General features: G+C 56.8%; 15 protein-coding genes. 4 read left to right on the forward strand and 11 right to left on the reverse strand.

What is annotated here, in order from left to right; all coding sequences use genetic code 11:
• Positions 1 to 101 precede the first annotated feature (101 nt).
• Together phoR and phoB are read right to left on the reverse strand one after the other, a co-directional pair.
• Positions 102 to 1,397, reverse strand: a complete 1,296-nt coding sequence (gene phoR / locus D5066_RS05120; protein ID WP_119915259.1) for a phosphate regulon sensor histidine kinase PhoR — start codon at positions 1,395 to 1,397, stop codon at positions 102 to 104.
• 21 nt (positions 1,398 to 1,418) lie between these two features.
• Positions 1,419 to 2,108, reverse strand: coding sequence for a phosphate response regulator transcription factor PhoB (phoB, locus tag D5066_RS05125; RefSeq protein ID WP_003859122.1), 690 nt, complete (start codon positions 2,106 to 2,108; stop codon positions 1,419 to 1,421).
• A 187-nt stretch (positions 2,109 to 2,295) separates the two neighbouring features.
• On the opposite strand from phoB, the gene sbcD reads away from it, so the two are divergent.
• The gene (gene sbcD, locus D5066_RS05130; RefSeq protein ID WP_119915260.1) at positions 2,296 to 3,501 is read left to right on the forward strand and encodes an exonuclease subunit SbcD; all 1,206 of its coding nucleotides are present in this window, start codon (positions 2,296 to 2,298) and stop codon (positions 3,499 to 3,501) included.
• The gene (gene sbcC, locus D5066_RS05135) at positions 3,498 to 6,629 is read left to right on the forward strand and encodes an exonuclease subunit SbcC (RefSeq protein ID WP_119915261.1); all 3,132 of its coding nucleotides are present in this window, start codon (positions 3,498 to 3,500) and stop codon (positions 6,627 to 6,629) included. Before sbcD ends, sbcC begins: the two co-directional genes overlap by 4 nt.
• A gap of 532 nt (positions 6,630 to 7,161) precedes the next feature.
• On the opposite strand, the gene mak is transcribed toward sbcC, so the two are convergent.
• Positions 7,162 to 8,067, reverse strand: a complete 906-nt coding sequence (gene mak / locus D5066_RS05140; protein ID WP_119915262.1) for a fructokinase — start codon at positions 8,065 to 8,067, stop codon at positions 7,162 to 7,164.
• Positions 8,068 to 8,190: 123 nt separating this feature from the next.
• Between mak and rdgC the strand changes: the two genes are divergently transcribed.
• Positions 8,191 to 9,105, forward strand: a complete 915-nt coding sequence (rdgC, locus tag D5066_RS05145) for a recombination-associated protein RdgC (RefSeq protein WP_080328087.1) — start codon at positions 8,191 to 8,193, stop codon at positions 9,103 to 9,105.
• A 46-nt stretch (positions 9,106 to 9,151) separates the two neighbouring features.
• On the opposite strand, the gene ppnP is transcribed toward rdgC, so the two are convergent.
• From ppnP to D5066_RS05170, 5 genes are all read right to left on the reverse strand, one after another.
• Positions 9,152 to 9,439 (reverse strand): pyrimidine/purine nucleoside phosphorylase, encoded by a 288-nt coding sequence (ppnP, locus tag D5066_RS05150; RefSeq protein ID WP_045328300.1) that lies wholly within the window; start codon positions 9,437 to 9,439, stop codon positions 9,152 to 9,154.
• Positions 9,440 to 9,510: 71 nt separating this feature from the next.
• Positions 9,511 to 10,188, reverse strand: a complete 678-nt coding sequence (locus D5066_RS05155) for an AroM family protein (protein WP_028012129.1) — start codon at positions 10,186 to 10,188, stop codon at positions 9,511 to 9,513.
• A gap of 237 nt (positions 10,189 to 10,425) precedes the next feature.
• Positions 10,426 to 10,617: a protein YaiA gene (gene yaiA / locus D5066_RS05160; protein ID WP_013095817.1), complete on the reverse strand. Its 192-nt coding sequence runs from the start codon at positions 10,615 to 10,617 to the stop codon at positions 10,426 to 10,428.
• Positions 10,618 to 10,661: 44 nt separating this feature from the next.
• Entirely contained in the window at positions 10,662 to 11,186 is a 525-nt protein-coding gene (aroL, locus tag D5066_RS05165; protein ID WP_119915263.1) for a shikimate kinase AroL, read from the reverse strand.
• A gap of 144 nt (positions 11,187 to 11,330) precedes the next feature.
• The gene (locus D5066_RS05170; protein ID WP_010428006.1) at positions 11,331 to 11,789 is read right to left on the reverse strand and encodes a YaiI/YqxD family protein; all 459 of its coding nucleotides are present in this window, start codon (positions 11,787 to 11,789) and stop codon (positions 11,331 to 11,333) included.
• 97 nt (positions 11,790 to 11,886) lie between these two features.
• On the opposite strand from D5066_RS05170, the gene proC reads away from it, so the two are divergent.
• A complete protein-coding gene (proC, locus tag D5066_RS05175; protein WP_014882733.1) occupies positions 11,887 to 12,696 on the forward strand; it encodes a pyrroline-5-carboxylate reductase in 810 nt (269 codons plus the stop codon).
• 14 nt (positions 12,697 to 12,710) lie between these two features.
• On the opposite strand, the gene adrA is transcribed toward proC, so the two are convergent.
• The 3 genes from adrA to iraP form a co-directional block, all read right to left on the reverse strand.
• Complete coding sequence (adrA, locus tag D5066_RS05180) at positions 12,711 to 13,814, reverse strand: diguanylate cyclase AdrA (RefSeq protein ID WP_119915264.1); 1,104 nt, start codon at positions 13,812 to 13,814, stop codon at positions 12,711 to 12,713.
• Between the two features lie 102 nt (positions 13,815 to 13,916).
• On the reverse strand, positions 13,917 to 14,237 hold the full coding sequence (gene psiF / locus D5066_RS05185) for a phosphate starvation-inducible protein PsiF (RefSeq protein WP_080328091.1): 321 nt from the start codon (positions 14,235 to 14,237) through the stop codon (positions 13,917 to 13,919).
• Positions 14,238 to 14,523: 286 nt separating this feature from the next.
• Complete coding sequence (gene iraP, locus D5066_RS05195; protein WP_080328092.1) at positions 14,524 to 14,784, reverse strand: anti-adapter protein IraP; 261 nt, start codon at positions 14,782 to 14,784, stop codon at positions 14,524 to 14,526.
• Between the last annotated feature and the right edge of the window lie 122 nt (positions 14,785 to 14,906).

Genomic DNA, 14,906 nt, shown 5'->3' on the forward strand with positions numbered 1-14,906 from the left:
AAAAAGACAGCCGTATAAAATTCACACGCGTTTCGCTTGACTGCAAAGCAAACGGGCCAGCAAACGCTGGCCCGTGGAAAGGTAAAATGACACGCCTGCCGTCAGGCGATTTTTTTGGCAATTAATCGTTCCGGCATCACAAAGCTGAAGCGGGTTCCTTTGCCCGGCGTACTCTGAATATCAAGACGGCTCTCATGGTGATTGACCGCATGTTTCACAATCGCCAGCCCCAGGCCGCTTCCCCCGGTCTGCCGCGAGCGCGCTTTATCCACGCGATAGAACCGCTCGGTCAGACGCGGAATATGCTCAGGCGCGATCCCCGGCCCGTTGTCCTCCACGCTAAACTCGGCCCCTGCCGGGGTGTGCTGCCAGCGCACCACGATCTTCGTCCCTTCCGGGGTATGATTCACCGCGTTGTACACCAGGTTGGAGATGGCGCTACGCAGCTCATCTTCGCTGCCCAGCACCTTTAGCGTGTTGTCGACGTCAAAAGTAAGGTGGTGTTTTTTATGGCTTAAGGTTTGGGCTTCCCGCTCCACCACCCGCAGCATCATCGGCACATCGATGGTGTCAGTCAGCGCGAGCGAAGGCGCCGCTTCAATCTTCGACAGCGTCAGCAGCTGCTTCACCAGCCCTTCCATCCGGTGCGTTTGCTCGCGCATGGTGTGCAGCGCTTTTTCGCGCGGCGCGCCTTCCAGGGTTTGCTCCTGCATCATCTCCAGGTAGCCCTGCAGCACGGTCAACGGGGTGCGTAGCTCGTGGCTGACGTTGGCGAAGAAGTTGCGACGCGCCCCTTCCAGCTGGTGCATCTGGGTCACGTCGCGCGCCACCATCAGCCACTGGCGATCGCTGTAAGGCATCACGCGGATTTCCAGATGGCGGCCATTATTCAGCTTCAGATTGTGCGGACGGGTGAAATCACGCTTTTTCAGATACAGCGTGAACTCGGGATAGCGCAGAAGGTTGAGGATGTTCTGACCATTATCGTCCGGCCAGCGCAGGCCCAGCAGCTGTTGCGCAAGCCCGTTACACCAGAAAATAGTGCCTTCTTCTGTCGTCAGGATCACCGCATCCGGCAGCGACTCTGCGCCGCTGCGAAAGCGTTTGATCAGGCTTCCCAGCTCGCGGCGACGCTTTTTATTACGCATCTGCATCTGGTGCAGACCGTACAGCAGCGGCTCCCAGCTACCGCTTCCCGGCGGTGGCGTCATACTGCGGTCAACCCATAGCCACCATGAAAGGCGCAGCAGGTTCCAGAAATGCCAGATCAGCAAACCGGTCACCGACGCCAGCAGAAACCACGGCAGATACCCAAAAATGGCCCCCAGAAGGAAGGCCGGAATACAGCATAAGATCAGTTCAAAGACGAGCCTTTTCCATGACAGACGTTCCAGCACGCATCACACTCCTGTCATTGTTCAGAAACGGGTAGAAAAACGATAACCCGTGCCGCGGACCGTCTGCACCATGCGATCGTGGCCGCTCAGTTCCAGCGCTTTTCGCAGGCGGCGGATGTGGACGTCAACCGTCCGGTCTTCGACATACACGTTAGTTCCCCAGACGTTATTCAGCAACTGCTCGCGGCTGTAAACGCGTTCCGGGTGAGTCATAAAGAAGTGCAGGAGTTTAAATTCGGTAGGCCCCATATCAAGGGGATTTTCGCCAGTCATCACGCGGTGTGACGTTGGATCAAGGCTGAGGCCCTGCATCTCAATCACCTCTTCCACCGCCATCGGCGAAATGCGGCGCATCACGGCTTTAATGCGCGCCACCAGCTCTTTCGGGGAGAAAGGCTTGGTGATGTAATCGTCCGCGCCGGTCTCCAGACCGCGCACGCGATCCTCTTCTTCACCGCGCGCCGTGAGCATGACGACCGGGATGTCGCGGGTCATCGCCTCACGCTTAATGTGTTTGATAAACTGCAGTCCGGAGCCGCCGGGCAACATCCAGTCAAGCAGAATCAGATCGGGCCAGGGTTCATTCAGCTGGTTCACCGCGCTGTCATAATCTTCCGCTTCAACCGGCTGAAAGCCATTTTGTTCGAGCACGAAGCACACCATTTCACGAATTGGAGCTTCATCTTCTACGACCAGAATACGTCTCGCCATACTTTGCCCTGTCTTATCTTATTTAAGTTACAAGTTTGTAATGCGGCGTCATTATGCGTCAGATTTATGACAGATTTATGAAAAACAGTACCACTATAAATGGCAAACTGTTGTTTTATTACAGCGGTTATTTTCCTTTCCCTGAGAGTTTATAATCGTCCGCATCTTTTTTCGCCACGGATCTCCTATGCGCATACTTCACACCTCGGACTGGCACCTGGGTCAAAACTTTTACAGCAAAAGCCGTGCGGCTGAACATGAAGCGTTCCTGAACTGGCTGCTGGAAACGGCCCAGGCGCACGAGGTGGATGCCATTATTGTGGCGGGTGACATCTTCGATACCGGTTCGCCGCCGAGCTATGCGCGTGAATTATACAACCGTTTTGTGGTGAACCTGCAGCAGACCGGGTGTCATCTGGTGATTGTCGCCGGGAACCATGACTCCGTGGCCACGCTGAATGAGTCCCGCGACATTCTGGCGTTTCTCAATACCACCGTGGTGGCCAGCGCCGGGCACGCCCCGCAGATCCTGAATAAACGCGACGGTACGCCGGGCGCGGTACTGTGCCCAATCCCCTTTTTACGTCCGCGCGACATCGTGCAAAGCCAGGCGGGGCTGTCGGGTGCGGAAAAGCAGCAGCATTTATTACAGGCCATCACCGACTATTATCACCGGCAGCATGCGGAAGCCTGCACCCTGCGCGGTGAACAGGCCATTCCGGTGATCGCGACCGGGCACCTCACGACCGTCGGGGCCAGTAAAAGTGACGCGGTCCGCGAGATCTATATCGGTACGCTGGACGCCTTTCCTGCGCAAAACTTCCCGCCTGCCGACTACATTGCGCTCGGGCACATTCACCGGGCACAGGTCATCGGCGGCTGCGAGCATATCCGCTACTGTGGTTCCCCTGTTTCGCTCAGTTTCGATGAAACTGGCAAGACCAAGTCCGTGCATCTGGTGAGCTTCAGCGAGGGCAAACTCAGCGCCGTTGAGACGCTGGAGGTGCCGGTCACCCAGCCGCTGGCGGTGCTGAAAGGCGATCTTGCCGCGATTACGCAACAGCTTGAGCAGTGGCGCGGCGCAGATCTTGATCCGCCGGTCTGGCTGGATATTGAAATCACCACCGATGACTACCTGCATGATATGCAGCGAAAAATTCAGGCGCTCACTGAAGATTTGCCGGTAGAGGTGCTGCTGGTGCGCCGCAGCCGCGAGCAGCGCGAGAAAATTTTGCTCGGTGCCCAGCGTGAAACGCTTAGCGAACTGCGCGTTGAAGAGGTGTTCGAGCGCCGCCTGTCGCAGGAAGAGATCGATGATGTGAAGCGGGCCCGGCTCAACGAGCTGTTCAGCCATACCCTGCATGCGCTCAATGACGAGGAAGAAAACGCATGAAAATTCTGAGCCTGCGTCTGAAAAATCTCAACTCCCTCAAGGGCGAGTGGAAAATTGACTTCACCGCCGAGCCGTTTGCCAGCAACGGTCTGTTTGCCATCACCGGCGCAACCGGCGCGGGTAAAACCACCCTGCTTGATGCCATCTGTCTGGCGCTCTACCACGAAACCCCGCGCCTGAATAAGGTCTCCCAGGCGCAGAACGATCTGATGACGCGTGACACCGCCGAATGCCTGGCGGAAGTGGAGTTTGAGGTGAAAGGCGTCGCCTACCGCGCCTTCTGGAGCCAGAACCGGGCGCGCAACCAGCCGGATGGGAACCTCCAGGCTCCCCGCGTGGAGCTGGCCCGCTGCGAAGACGGCAAAATCCTGGCCGATAAGGTCTCGGATAAACTGGAACAAACCGCAGCGCTTACCGGGCTGGACTACGGCCGTTTTACCCGCTCGATGCTGCTCTCCCAGGGGCAGTTTGCCGCCTTCCTGAATGCTAAACCGAGCGATCGCGCAGAGCTGCTGGAAGAGCTCACCGGCACCGAGATCTACGGCCAGATTTCCGCCATGGTGTTTGAAAAACACAAAGCCGCCCGCAGCGTGCTGGAAAAGTGCGAGGCGCAGGCGGCGGGCGTTGTGCTGTTGAGCGAAGAGCAACAGCAGCAGTTGCAGGAAAGTTTGCAGGCACTTACTGACGAAGAGAAAACCCTGCTGGTGCGACAGCAGAGTCAGCAGAAAGATTTTCAGTGGCTTACGCGTCATGACGAGCTTGCGCGCGAGCAACAGCGCGTTGCTGCGTTGCAGCAGCAGGCGCAACAGGCGCTGACGGACGCTGCGCCTGATCTGGCAAAGCTCCAGCTTGCTCAGCCCGCCGCCCAGCTGCGTCCGCTCTGGGAGCACCAGCAGGAACAAACCGCGCGTCTGGCGCAAACCCAGCAGCGAATTATAGAAGTAAATACTCGCTTACAAGCCAAAACCGTGCTGCGCGCGCGAATTCGCACGACCGCACTGCGTACCCACGAGCGGCTACAGGCCGAACTGACGGCGCTGACGCAGTGGCTGGCGGAGCACGATCGTTATCGCCTGCTGGGCCAGGAAATTGCCGGCTGGCGCGCCCAGTTCTCGCAGCTAAACCGTGATAAAAGTCAGCTCGCCGCGCTTGCTGCGCGGATTGCTGAGCTACGAAACAAGCTGGCTGCAATGCCGGACATTACGCTGACGCTGACGGCTAATGAAGTCAGCGAGGCAATGGAACAACAATCCCGATCACGCGCGCTGCGCCAGAGATTGACGTCACTGCATGCCCGCTATCAGCCGCTGCAAAAGCGCCTGAGCCAGAGCGGTGAAAGCGTGCAGAAAGCCCAGGCGGAGCAGAGCAAGCTCAATGAAACCCTGGCGCTACGCCGCCAGCAGTACAAAGAGAAACAGCAGCACTATCTGGACCTGAAAGCCCTGTGCGAACGTGAAGCGACGATTAAAGATCTGGAAAACTACCGTTCACAGCTTGAGGCGGGTAAACCCTGTCCGCTGTGCGGCTCCAGCGAGCATCCCGCCGTTGAGCAATACCAGTCGCTTGAACTGACTGACAACCAGCGCCGCCGTGATGCGCTGGAAAAAGAGGTCGCCGCGCTTAAAGAAGAAGGCCTGCTGGTGCTGGGACAGGTCAATGCCCTGACTCAGCAGATCCAACGCGAGACGGACGAAGCGCAGACCCTGACTCAGGAAGAGCAAGCGCTCACTAAAGAGTGGCAGGAAACCTGCGCGTCCCTGAACGTCACGCTGGCGATTCAGGACGATATCGCGCCCTGGATGAACGAGCAGGAACAGTACGAGCGCCAGCTTTATCAGCTCAGCCAGCGCCAGACCCTGCAAAACCAGCTCAACGAACAGGAAATGCAGGAACGTCAGTATCAGCAACAGCGGGCCGCGACGCGCCAGGCGCTGGAACATACCCTGCTGGCGCTGTCCCTGAGTGTTCCTGAAGAGAACCGCGAAGCCGCCTGGCTGCAAGCCCGCGAAGCGGAATTCGCCCAGTGGCAGGAGAAGCAAACGCAGCACGGCGTGCTTCAGGAACGCGTGAACGCCCTGAAGCCGCTGCTCGATACGCTTCCGGCAACGAGTGAAGAAGAAGCCGAACCGGCCATTCCCGATAGCTGGCGAGAAATCCATGATGAATGCGTGTCGCTACAGAGCCAGCTTACCGCCCAGCAGCAACAGGAAGCACTGGAGCGAGAACGCCTGCAACAGTCGCAGACGCAGTTCACCGCCGCGCTCTCAGCAAGCTGTTTTGCCGATCGGGAGGCGTTTCTTGCCGCCCTGCTGGATGACGACGCTATCCGCCACCTCGAACAGCTGAAACAGTCGCTGGAAAATCAGATACAGCAGACCGCGGCCCTTTCCGGCCAGGCCAGCCAGCAGCTTCAGGCGCATCTGGCGCTGCGGCCGGAAGCGCTCGACACCGATGCAGCAACCCTGCAAAGCCAGCTGCAGCAGCTGGCGCAACGGCTTCGTGAGAACACCACGCATCAGGGCGAGATCCGCCAGCAGCTCAAGCAGGACAGCGATAACCGTCAGCGCCAGCAGGCGTTAATGCTGCAAATTGAAGAGGCCGGTCGCCAGGCAGACGACTGGGGGTATCTGAACGCGTTGATCGGCTCCAGCACCGGCGATAAGTTCCGTAAGTTCGCTCAGGGGCTGACGCTGGATAATCTGGTCTGGCTCGCTAACCAGCAGCTTAACCGCCTGCACGGGCGTTATCTGCTGCAGCGCAAAGCCAGTGACGCGCTGGAGCTGGAAGTGGTGGATACCTGGCAGGCGGACGCGGTGCGCGATACCCGCACGCTCTCCGGCGGCGAAAGCTTCCTTGTCAGCCTGGCGCTGGCGTTAGCGCTGTCCGATTTAGTGAGTCACAAGACGCGGATTGATTCCCTGTTCCTGGACGAAGGGTTCGGCACGCTGGACAGCGAAACGCTGGATACCGCGCTGGATGCGCTCGACGCGCTGAACGCCACCGGGAAAACCATCGGGGTGATTAGCCACGTCGAGGCGATGAAAGAGCGCATTCCGGTACAGATCAAGGTGAAGAAGATCAACGGGCTGGGGTATAGCAGGCTGGACAGGGAGTTTGCGGTGGGGTGAAGGGTGGGATGGTGCGGTCTGGTGCCCTCACCCTGGCCCTCTCCCCGTGGGCTGAGGAATCCCCACAAATTAATGCGAGCAGTGAACAATCCCCTCTCCCCTTTGGGGAGAGGGTTAGGGTGAGGGGAACATACAGCTCTGGTGGTAATTCCGTTCACTTTACGTTCATTGCTACTCTGTAACGACAATACCTGTGAACGTGCCAGGGCGGCTCAATCGCCACCGCCCTGGCGACCCGGGCTCCCGGCGGTAAATCGCCGCTTCGCGGTGCCCTCAGCTTATTCCTTCAGGCTATCGGGTCGGGCATGAGCCTGCATCCCTGCAGGCCACACCCTCTCGGCGCATCCGTGCGCCTCGCCCCGGCCTTACGGAAACGCTTCGGCGATTTACAGCCGGACCAGGGCGTCGCTGAAAGCATTAACTCGTTCTGAAACAACCTTAATGCTTCTGCTTATAAATTACTGGGGATCCCTCAGCCCCGTGGGAGAGGGGACAAACATCAAAAACAGCAACTTGCGTTGCTGTTTTGCGTTTATTCCGGCCATAACCACGCCGCGCCTCGCACCCCGCTGGAGTCGCCGTGAACGGCTTTGCGGATCGGGGTTTCACACTCGCCGCCGAAGACCCACTGTTTCACCAGGTTCGGTACCGTGGCGTACAGCCGGTCAACGTTGCTCATGCCGCCGCCCAGCACAATCACGTCCGGATCGAGAATATTCACCACGTGCGCCAGCGATTTCGCCAGGCGCATTTCGTAGCGGCTGAGCGCCAGTTCGGCCACCGGATCCTGTTCCTCCACCAGACGCATAATTTCATTCCCCTTGAGCGGCTGGCCGCTCAGGCGGTGGTAGTCGGTCGCAAAACCGGTGCCGGAGATAAACGTCTCAATACAACCTTGCTTGCCGCAGTAGCACGGCACCTCGGCACGGTATTTGAGTTCATCTTCATCCATCCACGGCAGCGGGTTGTGCCCCCACTCGCCTGCCGTGCCGTTGCCGCCAATATGTGAACGTCCACCAAAGGCCACGCCCGCGCCGCAGCCGGTACCGATAATTACCGCAAAGACGGTTTGCGCCCCGGCTGCCGCGCCGTCAACGGCCTCAGAGACTGCCAGGCAGTTGGCATCGTTAGCCAGACGCACTTCCCGGTTCAGGCGCGCGCTCAAATCTTTATCAAACGGCTGACCGTTGAGCCAGGTGGAGTTGGCGTTTTTTACCACCCCGGTATACGGCGAGATCGACCCCGGGATCCCCATTCCGACGCTGCCGGTTTGCCCTGTCGCCTGCTCGGCCATCTCAACCAGTTGGGCAATCGTCTCGATCGTCTGGTGATAGTCATCGCGCGGCGTCGGCAGACGGTGGCGGAACAGCTGTTCCCCCTGCTCGCTCAGTGCGATGACTTCTGTTTTGGTGCCGCCCAAATCAATCCCAATACGCACAAGACTCTCCTCATTATTTTGATTATCAACAGAGTAGAAGCACGCTTCCCGATTAGCAATGCAAGCGATGCGACAATTCGTTATCATGCCCGCTGATTTAACGACAAGGCCGTGGAAATTATCATGCTGTGGTTCAAAAATTTGATGGTTTACCGTCTCAGCCGCGACGTTTCGCTGCGCGCAGAAGAGATGGAAAAACAGTTAGCCGCTTATAGCTTTTCCCCTTGCGGTAGCCAGGATATGGCGAAAACCGGTTGGGTTCCCCCAATGGGTTCACAAAGCGATGCACTGACCCACGCCAGCAGCACGGGTCAAATTATCGTCTGCGCCCGCAAAGAAGAGAAAATACTGCCCACCCCGGTGGTTAAGCAGGCGCTTGAAGCAAAAATTTTCAAGCTGGAAGCCGAACAGGGCCGCAAGCTGAAAAAAACCGAAAAAGACTCGCTGAAAGATGAAGTTCTGCACTCTCTGCTGCCGCGCGCCTTCAGCCGCTTCAGCCAGACGATGATGTGGATCGATACCGTCAACGGGCTGATCATGGTGGATTGCGCCAGCGCCAAAAAAGCGGAAGATACGCTGGCCCTGCTGCGCAAAAGCATCGGCTCCTTGCCGGTTGTCCCGCTGGCGCTGGAAACGCCGATTGAGCTGACCCTGACCGAGTGGGTCCGCAGCGGTACCGCAGCGCAAGGTTTCCAGATCCTGGACGAAGCCGAGTTAAAAGCCCTGCTGGAAGATGGCGGCGTGATCCGCGCGAAGAAGCAGGATCTGGTGAGCGACGAGATCGCCGTACACATTGAAGCAGGCAAAGTGGTCACCAGGCTGGCGCTCGACTGGCAGCAACGCATTCAGTTCGTGATGTGTGACGACGGCTCCGTGAAGCGTCTGAAGTTCTGCGATGAACTGCGCGATCAAAACGAAGATATCGACAGAGAAGATTACGCCCAGCGCTTTGATGCGGATTTTATCCTGATGACCGGCGAGCTGGCCGCGTTAATTCAGAATCTGGTGGAAGGTCTCGGCGGCGAAGCGCAGAGATAATTTCCCCTCACCCTGCCCCTCTCCCCAAAGGGGAGAGGGAAGAAGATTATTTCAGGTAGCGGCACAGATAAGAGGTAGGTTCTGCAACCTGCAGATGAAATTCGCTGTGGCCAGGAACGTTGAAAACTTCCCCGGCAGCGTAAACTTTCCATTCCGTTTCACCCGGCAGTAAGACGTTCAGCGCGCCGCTGACCACCGTCATCTCTTCCGCTTCAGCCGTGCCAAAGGTGTATTCGCCTTCAGCCATAACGCCCACACTGGCGCGGCCAGTGCTGCTGCTGGTAAAACCGATGGATTTCACTTTACCGGAAAAGTATTCGTTACTTTGAAGCATGAACTGGCCCTTATATTCAGAGATAAAAATTCACTATAGGGGCCATGCTCATCACCTGTCACGCAAAATCATTACGTCAGAAGCTCTGAGGCCAGGCGAGCCATCAAAACGTTGGACAACAGCACCGGCACGTCCAGCGCCTTTTGCAGTAAATCACGATGATGCTGGTGGAACCCCAGGCAGTCCAGAATCAACACGTCTGCCCCTCTTTCCAGCAACTCCTTCCCGGCAGCAATGAGTTTAGCCTCGCTGTCCCAGAAGGGGTTTGCCAGGGCATACAGGGGCGTTTTTTCAAGCACATGCCATTTTGCTTCCTGGTTGTCCATGAGCTCCTCAATGGGGACGATCACTCCCACCTGGTGCCCGTCAACAATGGAGGCCACCAGCGGCGGAATGATTCGCATCGGCTCAAGCAAAATCGCATTGCGCGCGATGAGTCCCTTAATGGGGGCGGTGCTCATCAGCAAAATAACGTCATATTGCTGATTATCGAGTACTTCTATAACTGCCTGCAGCGAACGCTCTATTTTCTGTCGTGAAACATGCGCCAGTTTACCGTCACTTAATAACGTCGCCAGGGGATCCTCCCCCGCCTCAACAGCGTAGTCTTCCATGACCTCTTCCCGACTCATCTTACCCAACAGGCTGAGATGCGTGATCTGTTGTTCAGATACATGCTCGGTTAAGAGCGGTAACACTTCGCTTACAGGGACCACACCAATGGTGAGGATCGCCAACGTTGCCTTCATCTTCTTTGCCTTCCATCACTACAAAAACGTGTACACAGGTACAGGCTCACTACGCTGCACAGTTCGTTTTTTCAACAAAACAGCACCAAGCGTAGCAGGTGATCTCTGTCCCGAAATGTAAAGATCACCTGCCGGAAACGGAGCTTCCTGTAATAACTAAATATTAACTCCTGCTTAACATTAGCGATGAGTAAAAAGTGTGATTCAGGCACGGTATTGGAGCGTTTAGGAAAACAACTACGACTTATCGGGATCTTCGTAGCGCCGTTTGGCATCCAGCGCTTCCTGTTCAGTCTCATGTTCACTGATCAGCGAGTCCGGTTTGGGGTGATCGGCACGCAGCTGATACCAGGTGACGGTCTGGTCGCCATTGCCTTTTTCAACAGTAACAATACGTGCTTCGCGCGGATAGGGAGGTCTGGTTGGCATAGCTCATCCTTTTTTTATGTCTGAGCTATCAGTATAGACGGCGGTTAGCTGGCGCAGGCCAGACGCAGGGCGGTAATAATCTGAATTACCACCTCTTCCGGGGCCGCAGAAGCATCCACAACATGGTGCGCCGCTTCACGGTACAGTGCATCGCGTTCGGCCAGCACTTCGCTCACCTCTTCGCTGAGCGGTCTGGAGGTCAGCGCCGGGCGTTGTCCCTCTTCCGGGAAGGCTTCAAGACGCCCTACCAGAGCCGCCACCGGTGCGCAGAGATAAATCACAATGCCTTTCTCGCGCATAAAGTGACGATTGCACTCGGCCAGAACAATGCCTCCCCCCGTCGCAATGACGGCTGAGGGCGTGGTGACCGCTTTCAGCGCAGCCGTTTCGCGTGCGCGAAAGCTCTCCCATCCCTCTTGCTCGACAATCTCCGCGATGGTTTTGCCAGCCTCGGTTTGCAGCCAGTGATCGGTGTCGACAAACTGACGATGACACGCGCGCGCCAGTTCCAGGCCAACGGTGGTTTTCCCACAGCCGCGGGGGCCAACTAAAAAGATGGGTTGGGTCATAGTCAGGTGTTCCCCTTGATGCCGGATGGCTGAAGAGTGTAAAGAAATAATTGCAGAAGATGTGTCGATTACTTTACTGCAAAGCGGTACGGGATGACAACCCTGTGGAGGCCACACTGTACCACAAATTGACAATAATTATCATTACGCTGTGCGGCGCTTCACTTCCAGTAGCCATTTATCCAGCTCGGCAGCAAACTGCTGGCGATCGCGCTGGGAGAGGCTATCCGGTCCACCGGTCTGCACGCCGCTGGCCCGCATTGTATCCATAAAATCACGCATAGTGAGTTTTTCACGGATGGTGGAAGGCGAGTAACGTTCACCGCGCGGGTTGAGCGCCGCCGCCCCTTTCTCCAGCACTTCCGCCGCCAGGGGAATATCCGCCGTGATCACCAGGTCTTCCGCGCTGCACAGACGCACAATTTCGTTATCCGCCACGTCGAATCCGGCTGGTACGCGCAAAGAACGGATGAACCGCGATGGCGGTACGCGAATATTCTGGTTCGCCACCAGCGTCAGCGGCATCTGAACGCGCTCGGCGGCGCGGAATAAAATCTCTTTAATCACATTCGGACACGCGTCCGCATCAACCCAAATCGCCATGTTGTCTCCCCATAATGACTCTGGCGACTATTGTCGCCTGCATTTCGTTGTTAAGCTATCAATCAGAGAAAACAACGCATAATGACGGAGAATCGTGATGGACAAGAAAATCGGGTTTATCGGCTGCGGTAACATGGGCAAAGCCATCCTGGGCGGCCTGATCGCCAGCGGGCAGGTTCTGCCGGGTCAGATTTGGGTCTATACCCCGTCACCGGATAACGTCGCCGCCTTGCGCGATCAATACGGGATCAACGCCGCCGAAAGTGCCCAGGAAGTGGCCCAGGTTGCCGATATCGTCTTTGGCGCCGTTAAGCCGAACATCATGATCAAAGTGTTAAGCGATATCACTTCGAGCCTGAACAAAGAGACGCTGGTTGTGTCGATTGCCGCGGGCGTCACGCTCGATCAGCTGGCGCGCGCGCTGGGCCACGACCGTAAAATCGTCCGCGCAATGCCCAATACGCCTTCCCTGGTCAATGCCGGCATGACTTCCGTCACGCCGAACGCGCTGGTGACCTCAGAAGAGGTGGCGGACGTGCTGAACATTTTCCGCTGCTTCGGTGAGGCGGAAGTCATTGCCGAATCGATGATCCATCCGGTGGTCGGGGTGAGCGGTTCAGCCCCTGCGTACGTCTTCATGTTTTTAGAAGCGATGGCGGACGCCGCTGTGCTCGGCGGGATGCCGCGGGCGCAGGCGTATAAATTTGCCGCGCAGGCAGTGATGGGCTCCGCCAAAATGGTGCTGGAGACTGGTAAGCATCCGGGTGAACTGAAGGATATGGTCTGCTCTCCTGGCGGTACGACCATCGAAGCGGTGCGGGTGCTGGAAGAACGCGGGTTCCGTTCTGCGGTTATCGAAGCGATGGCAAAATGCATGGAAAAATCAGAGAAGCTGAGTAAATCCTGATAGAGAGTCGGGCGTCAGGCGGCCACTTCGGTGCGGCCTCGCCCGGCATTTTTCGCCTTGTACAGCGCCACGTCAGCCGCTTTCAGCCATTCCCGATAATGCACAAACTGCGGCCCCCAGGGGGCCACGCCGACGCTTATGCGCAGCGTCTCTTTCGGTGCGCAGGGCAGCGACAGCGTTTCCAGCCTCGCGTGAACCCGGGACATAACGGCGATGGCGCTTTCCGCCGCGGTCTGCGACATGATCACCGCGAACTCATCCCCGCCAAACCGGCCTATCGCATCCCCCGCGCGCACCGACATCTGAAGCTGGCGCGTAATAGCAACAATCGCCTGGTCGCCCACGTCGTGGCCCCAGGTATCGTTGATGTTTTTAAAGTGGTCGATATCAATCAGCAATATCGTGGCGGTGCAGTGGTTGCGGCGACAGTGCTCAAACTCATTGCGCAGCAGCACTTCCCAGTGCCGACGATTGAAGACCCCGGTCATACCGTCGCGGGTGCTCATCATTTCCAGCCGCCGCTTATGTTCCGCCAGCCTGATGGCCGTGCGGTGGCTGAGCCAGGCATAGAGCGTGGGATAAAACATAAGGACGGGAAGGGTTAAGCCCCACTCCAACGCCCCCGGATTGAAGGGCACCACGCTGCCAGCAAGCGGTAACGTAAGCAGCGCTGTAAGCAGGGTGAGCACGATCCCCGCAATAAAAAGGCGGCAGCCGCCGGAGCCCATCATGTTCATCCCCACCATCATCACCAGCGCCGCCGCGGGTAATACATACATCCCCATCACGCCGATCCAGACCCCGGCCATAACGGCATCCATCTTGAGGTTAAAGATCTCCTGCTGATGAGGTGACGCGGCGCGGCAGGCTAGCTGCCAGGCAAAATGGGGCCAGACGAATGTCCATCCCACCAGTAACAACCACCAGCCGCCGGGTAAAAAATGGGTGACCAGGATCCCCGCAACGGGGAAAAACATCGCCGCCAGCCCGACAACGCGCGCCAGCCGAACTCGCCTGGCAAACTGGATGCCGGTACGGTGAGGGTCATCCTGAGAAAGGGTTAAACTCCACTCTTCCCGAATGCGCTTTTGGGTGTAATAAATGTCATCATTCATCATTTTTGGGAATATTCTGAAACATTTTCCCAAATTATAGAGAGGGGGTCTGCGGGGAAAGTATGAAATTTCGGGTGAGCCGCCGGAGCCGCTCACCCGTTAGAACTACACTTTTTTCTTCAGGCAGGCACTCATGAACTTGCTGCGATCGTCGCCCTTGAGGGATTGCTCGGTCGCTTTGGCATTACACTCGCGCATCTTTTGCTGCTGCGGCGTCAGGCTTTTTTCCGCTGGTTTCGCGGCGCCGTTTTTCAGGCAGTCGCTCATGTAGGTCTTACGGGCGTCGCCTTTCAGACTCTGTGACGTCGCCTGTTGATTACAGGTGGTCATACGTTGCTGTTGCGGCGTTAATGTTTTTTCTTCCGCGTTCGCCGAGGAGATCAGGAACAGGCCGGAGAGCAGAGTAACCAGTAATGTTGTTTTCATTGCACCATCCTTTTGTGAACATTCCCTGTAAGTCTGGTCCGTGGCAGGAAAAAAACCACCCGGCAGATGAGATTTCCGCCGGGAATTTATCATTTTAAATCCAGAACGTGAGTATTGACGGTATCGGCATAAATGACAGGGGTAATAAACAGGGGAAGTAATACAATGAAAAGTGCGCTCTGTTTCAATTTATTTTCTCCCTGTACAAATACTTAAAAATAAAACAGAGCGACTCCAGGCATCCTGCATGACAATTCTATGACACGTCGTTACGTTCACTGACGGCTTAGCTGCGCGGATGCCTCAACAGCTTCTTTACGTATTGCTGCAACAATTCCGCATCTTCGGCAGGGACCTGTGAATCGGGGCGAGCCTTTTCCAGCGCGCCTTCGACATTGTCGATCAGCGCCTCTTGATCCGGTTTTGCCATCTGTCGCAGCAGCGCCGTGACGACGATCTCCAGCGCCTCAACCTGGGCGACCAGCTCTTTTGACTCCTCTTCCTTTTGTGCAAGTTTGACCAGCAACTCAGCAATGAGATTTTTCATCGTGCTATTTCCTTATGGGATTTTCTCTGAAATTAACATCCGAAATGAAATATGCAAAGTGGAGAAAAGTATTATCTTATGCAAAAGTGACACCACCGCCAAATTAGGCGGCACGGTATTTT

The organism is Enterobacter chuandaensis, from assembly GCF_003594915.1.
Taxonomy (GTDB): domain Bacteria; phylum Pseudomonadota; class Gammaproteobacteria; order Enterobacterales; family Enterobacteriaceae; genus Enterobacter; species Enterobacter chuandaensis.

Bases quoted from the DNA above. Each gene is read 5' to 3' on its own strand.
- phoB (WP_003859122.1), bottom strand. From the start codon at position 2,108: ATGGCGAGACGTATTCTGGTCGTAGAAGATGAAGCTCCAATTCGTGAA.
- sbcC (WP_119915261.1), top strand. From the start codon at position 3,498: ATGAAAATTCTGAGCCTGCGTCTGAAAAATCTCAACTCCCTCAAGGGC.
- rdgC (WP_080328087.1), top strand. From the start codon at position 8,191: ATGCTGTGGTTCAAAAATTTGATGGTTTACCGTCTCAGCCGCGACGTT.
- yaiA (WP_013095817.1), bottom strand. From the start codon at position 10,617: ATGCCAACCAGACCTCCCTATCCGCGCGAAGCACGTATTGTTACTGTT.
- psiF (WP_080328091.1), bottom strand. From the start codon at position 14,237: ATGAAAACAACATTACTGGTTACTCTGCTCTCCGGCCTGTTCCTGATC.
- sbcD (WP_119915260.1), top strand. From the start codon at position 2,296: ATGCGCATACTTCACACCTCGGACTGGCACCTGGGTCAAAACTTTTAC.
- iraP (WP_080328092.1), bottom strand. From the start codon at position 14,784: ATGAAAAATCTCATTGCTGAGTTGCTGGTCAAACTTGCACAAAAGGAA.
- aroL (WP_119915263.1), bottom strand. From the start codon at position 11,186: ATGACCCAACCCATCTTTTTAGTTGGCCCCCGCGGCTGTGGGAAAACC.
- D5066_RS05170 (WP_010428006.1), bottom strand. From the start codon at position 11,789: ATGGCGATTTGGGTTGATGCGGACGCGTGTCCGAATGTGATTAAAGAG.
- adrA (WP_119915264.1), bottom strand. From the start codon at position 13,814: ATGATGAATGATGACATTTATTACACCCAAAAGCGCATTCGGGAAGAG.
- proC (WP_014882733.1), top strand. From the start codon at position 11,887: ATGGACAAGAAAATCGGGTTTATCGGCTGCGGTAACATGGGCAAAGCC.
- ppnP (WP_045328300.1), bottom strand. From the start codon at position 9,439: ATGCTTCAAAGTAACGAATACTTTTCCGGTAAAGTGAAATCCATCGGT.
- D5066_RS05155 (WP_028012129.1), bottom strand. From the start codon at position 10,188: ATGAAGGCAACGTTGGCGATCCTCACCATTGGTGTGGTCCCTGTAAGC.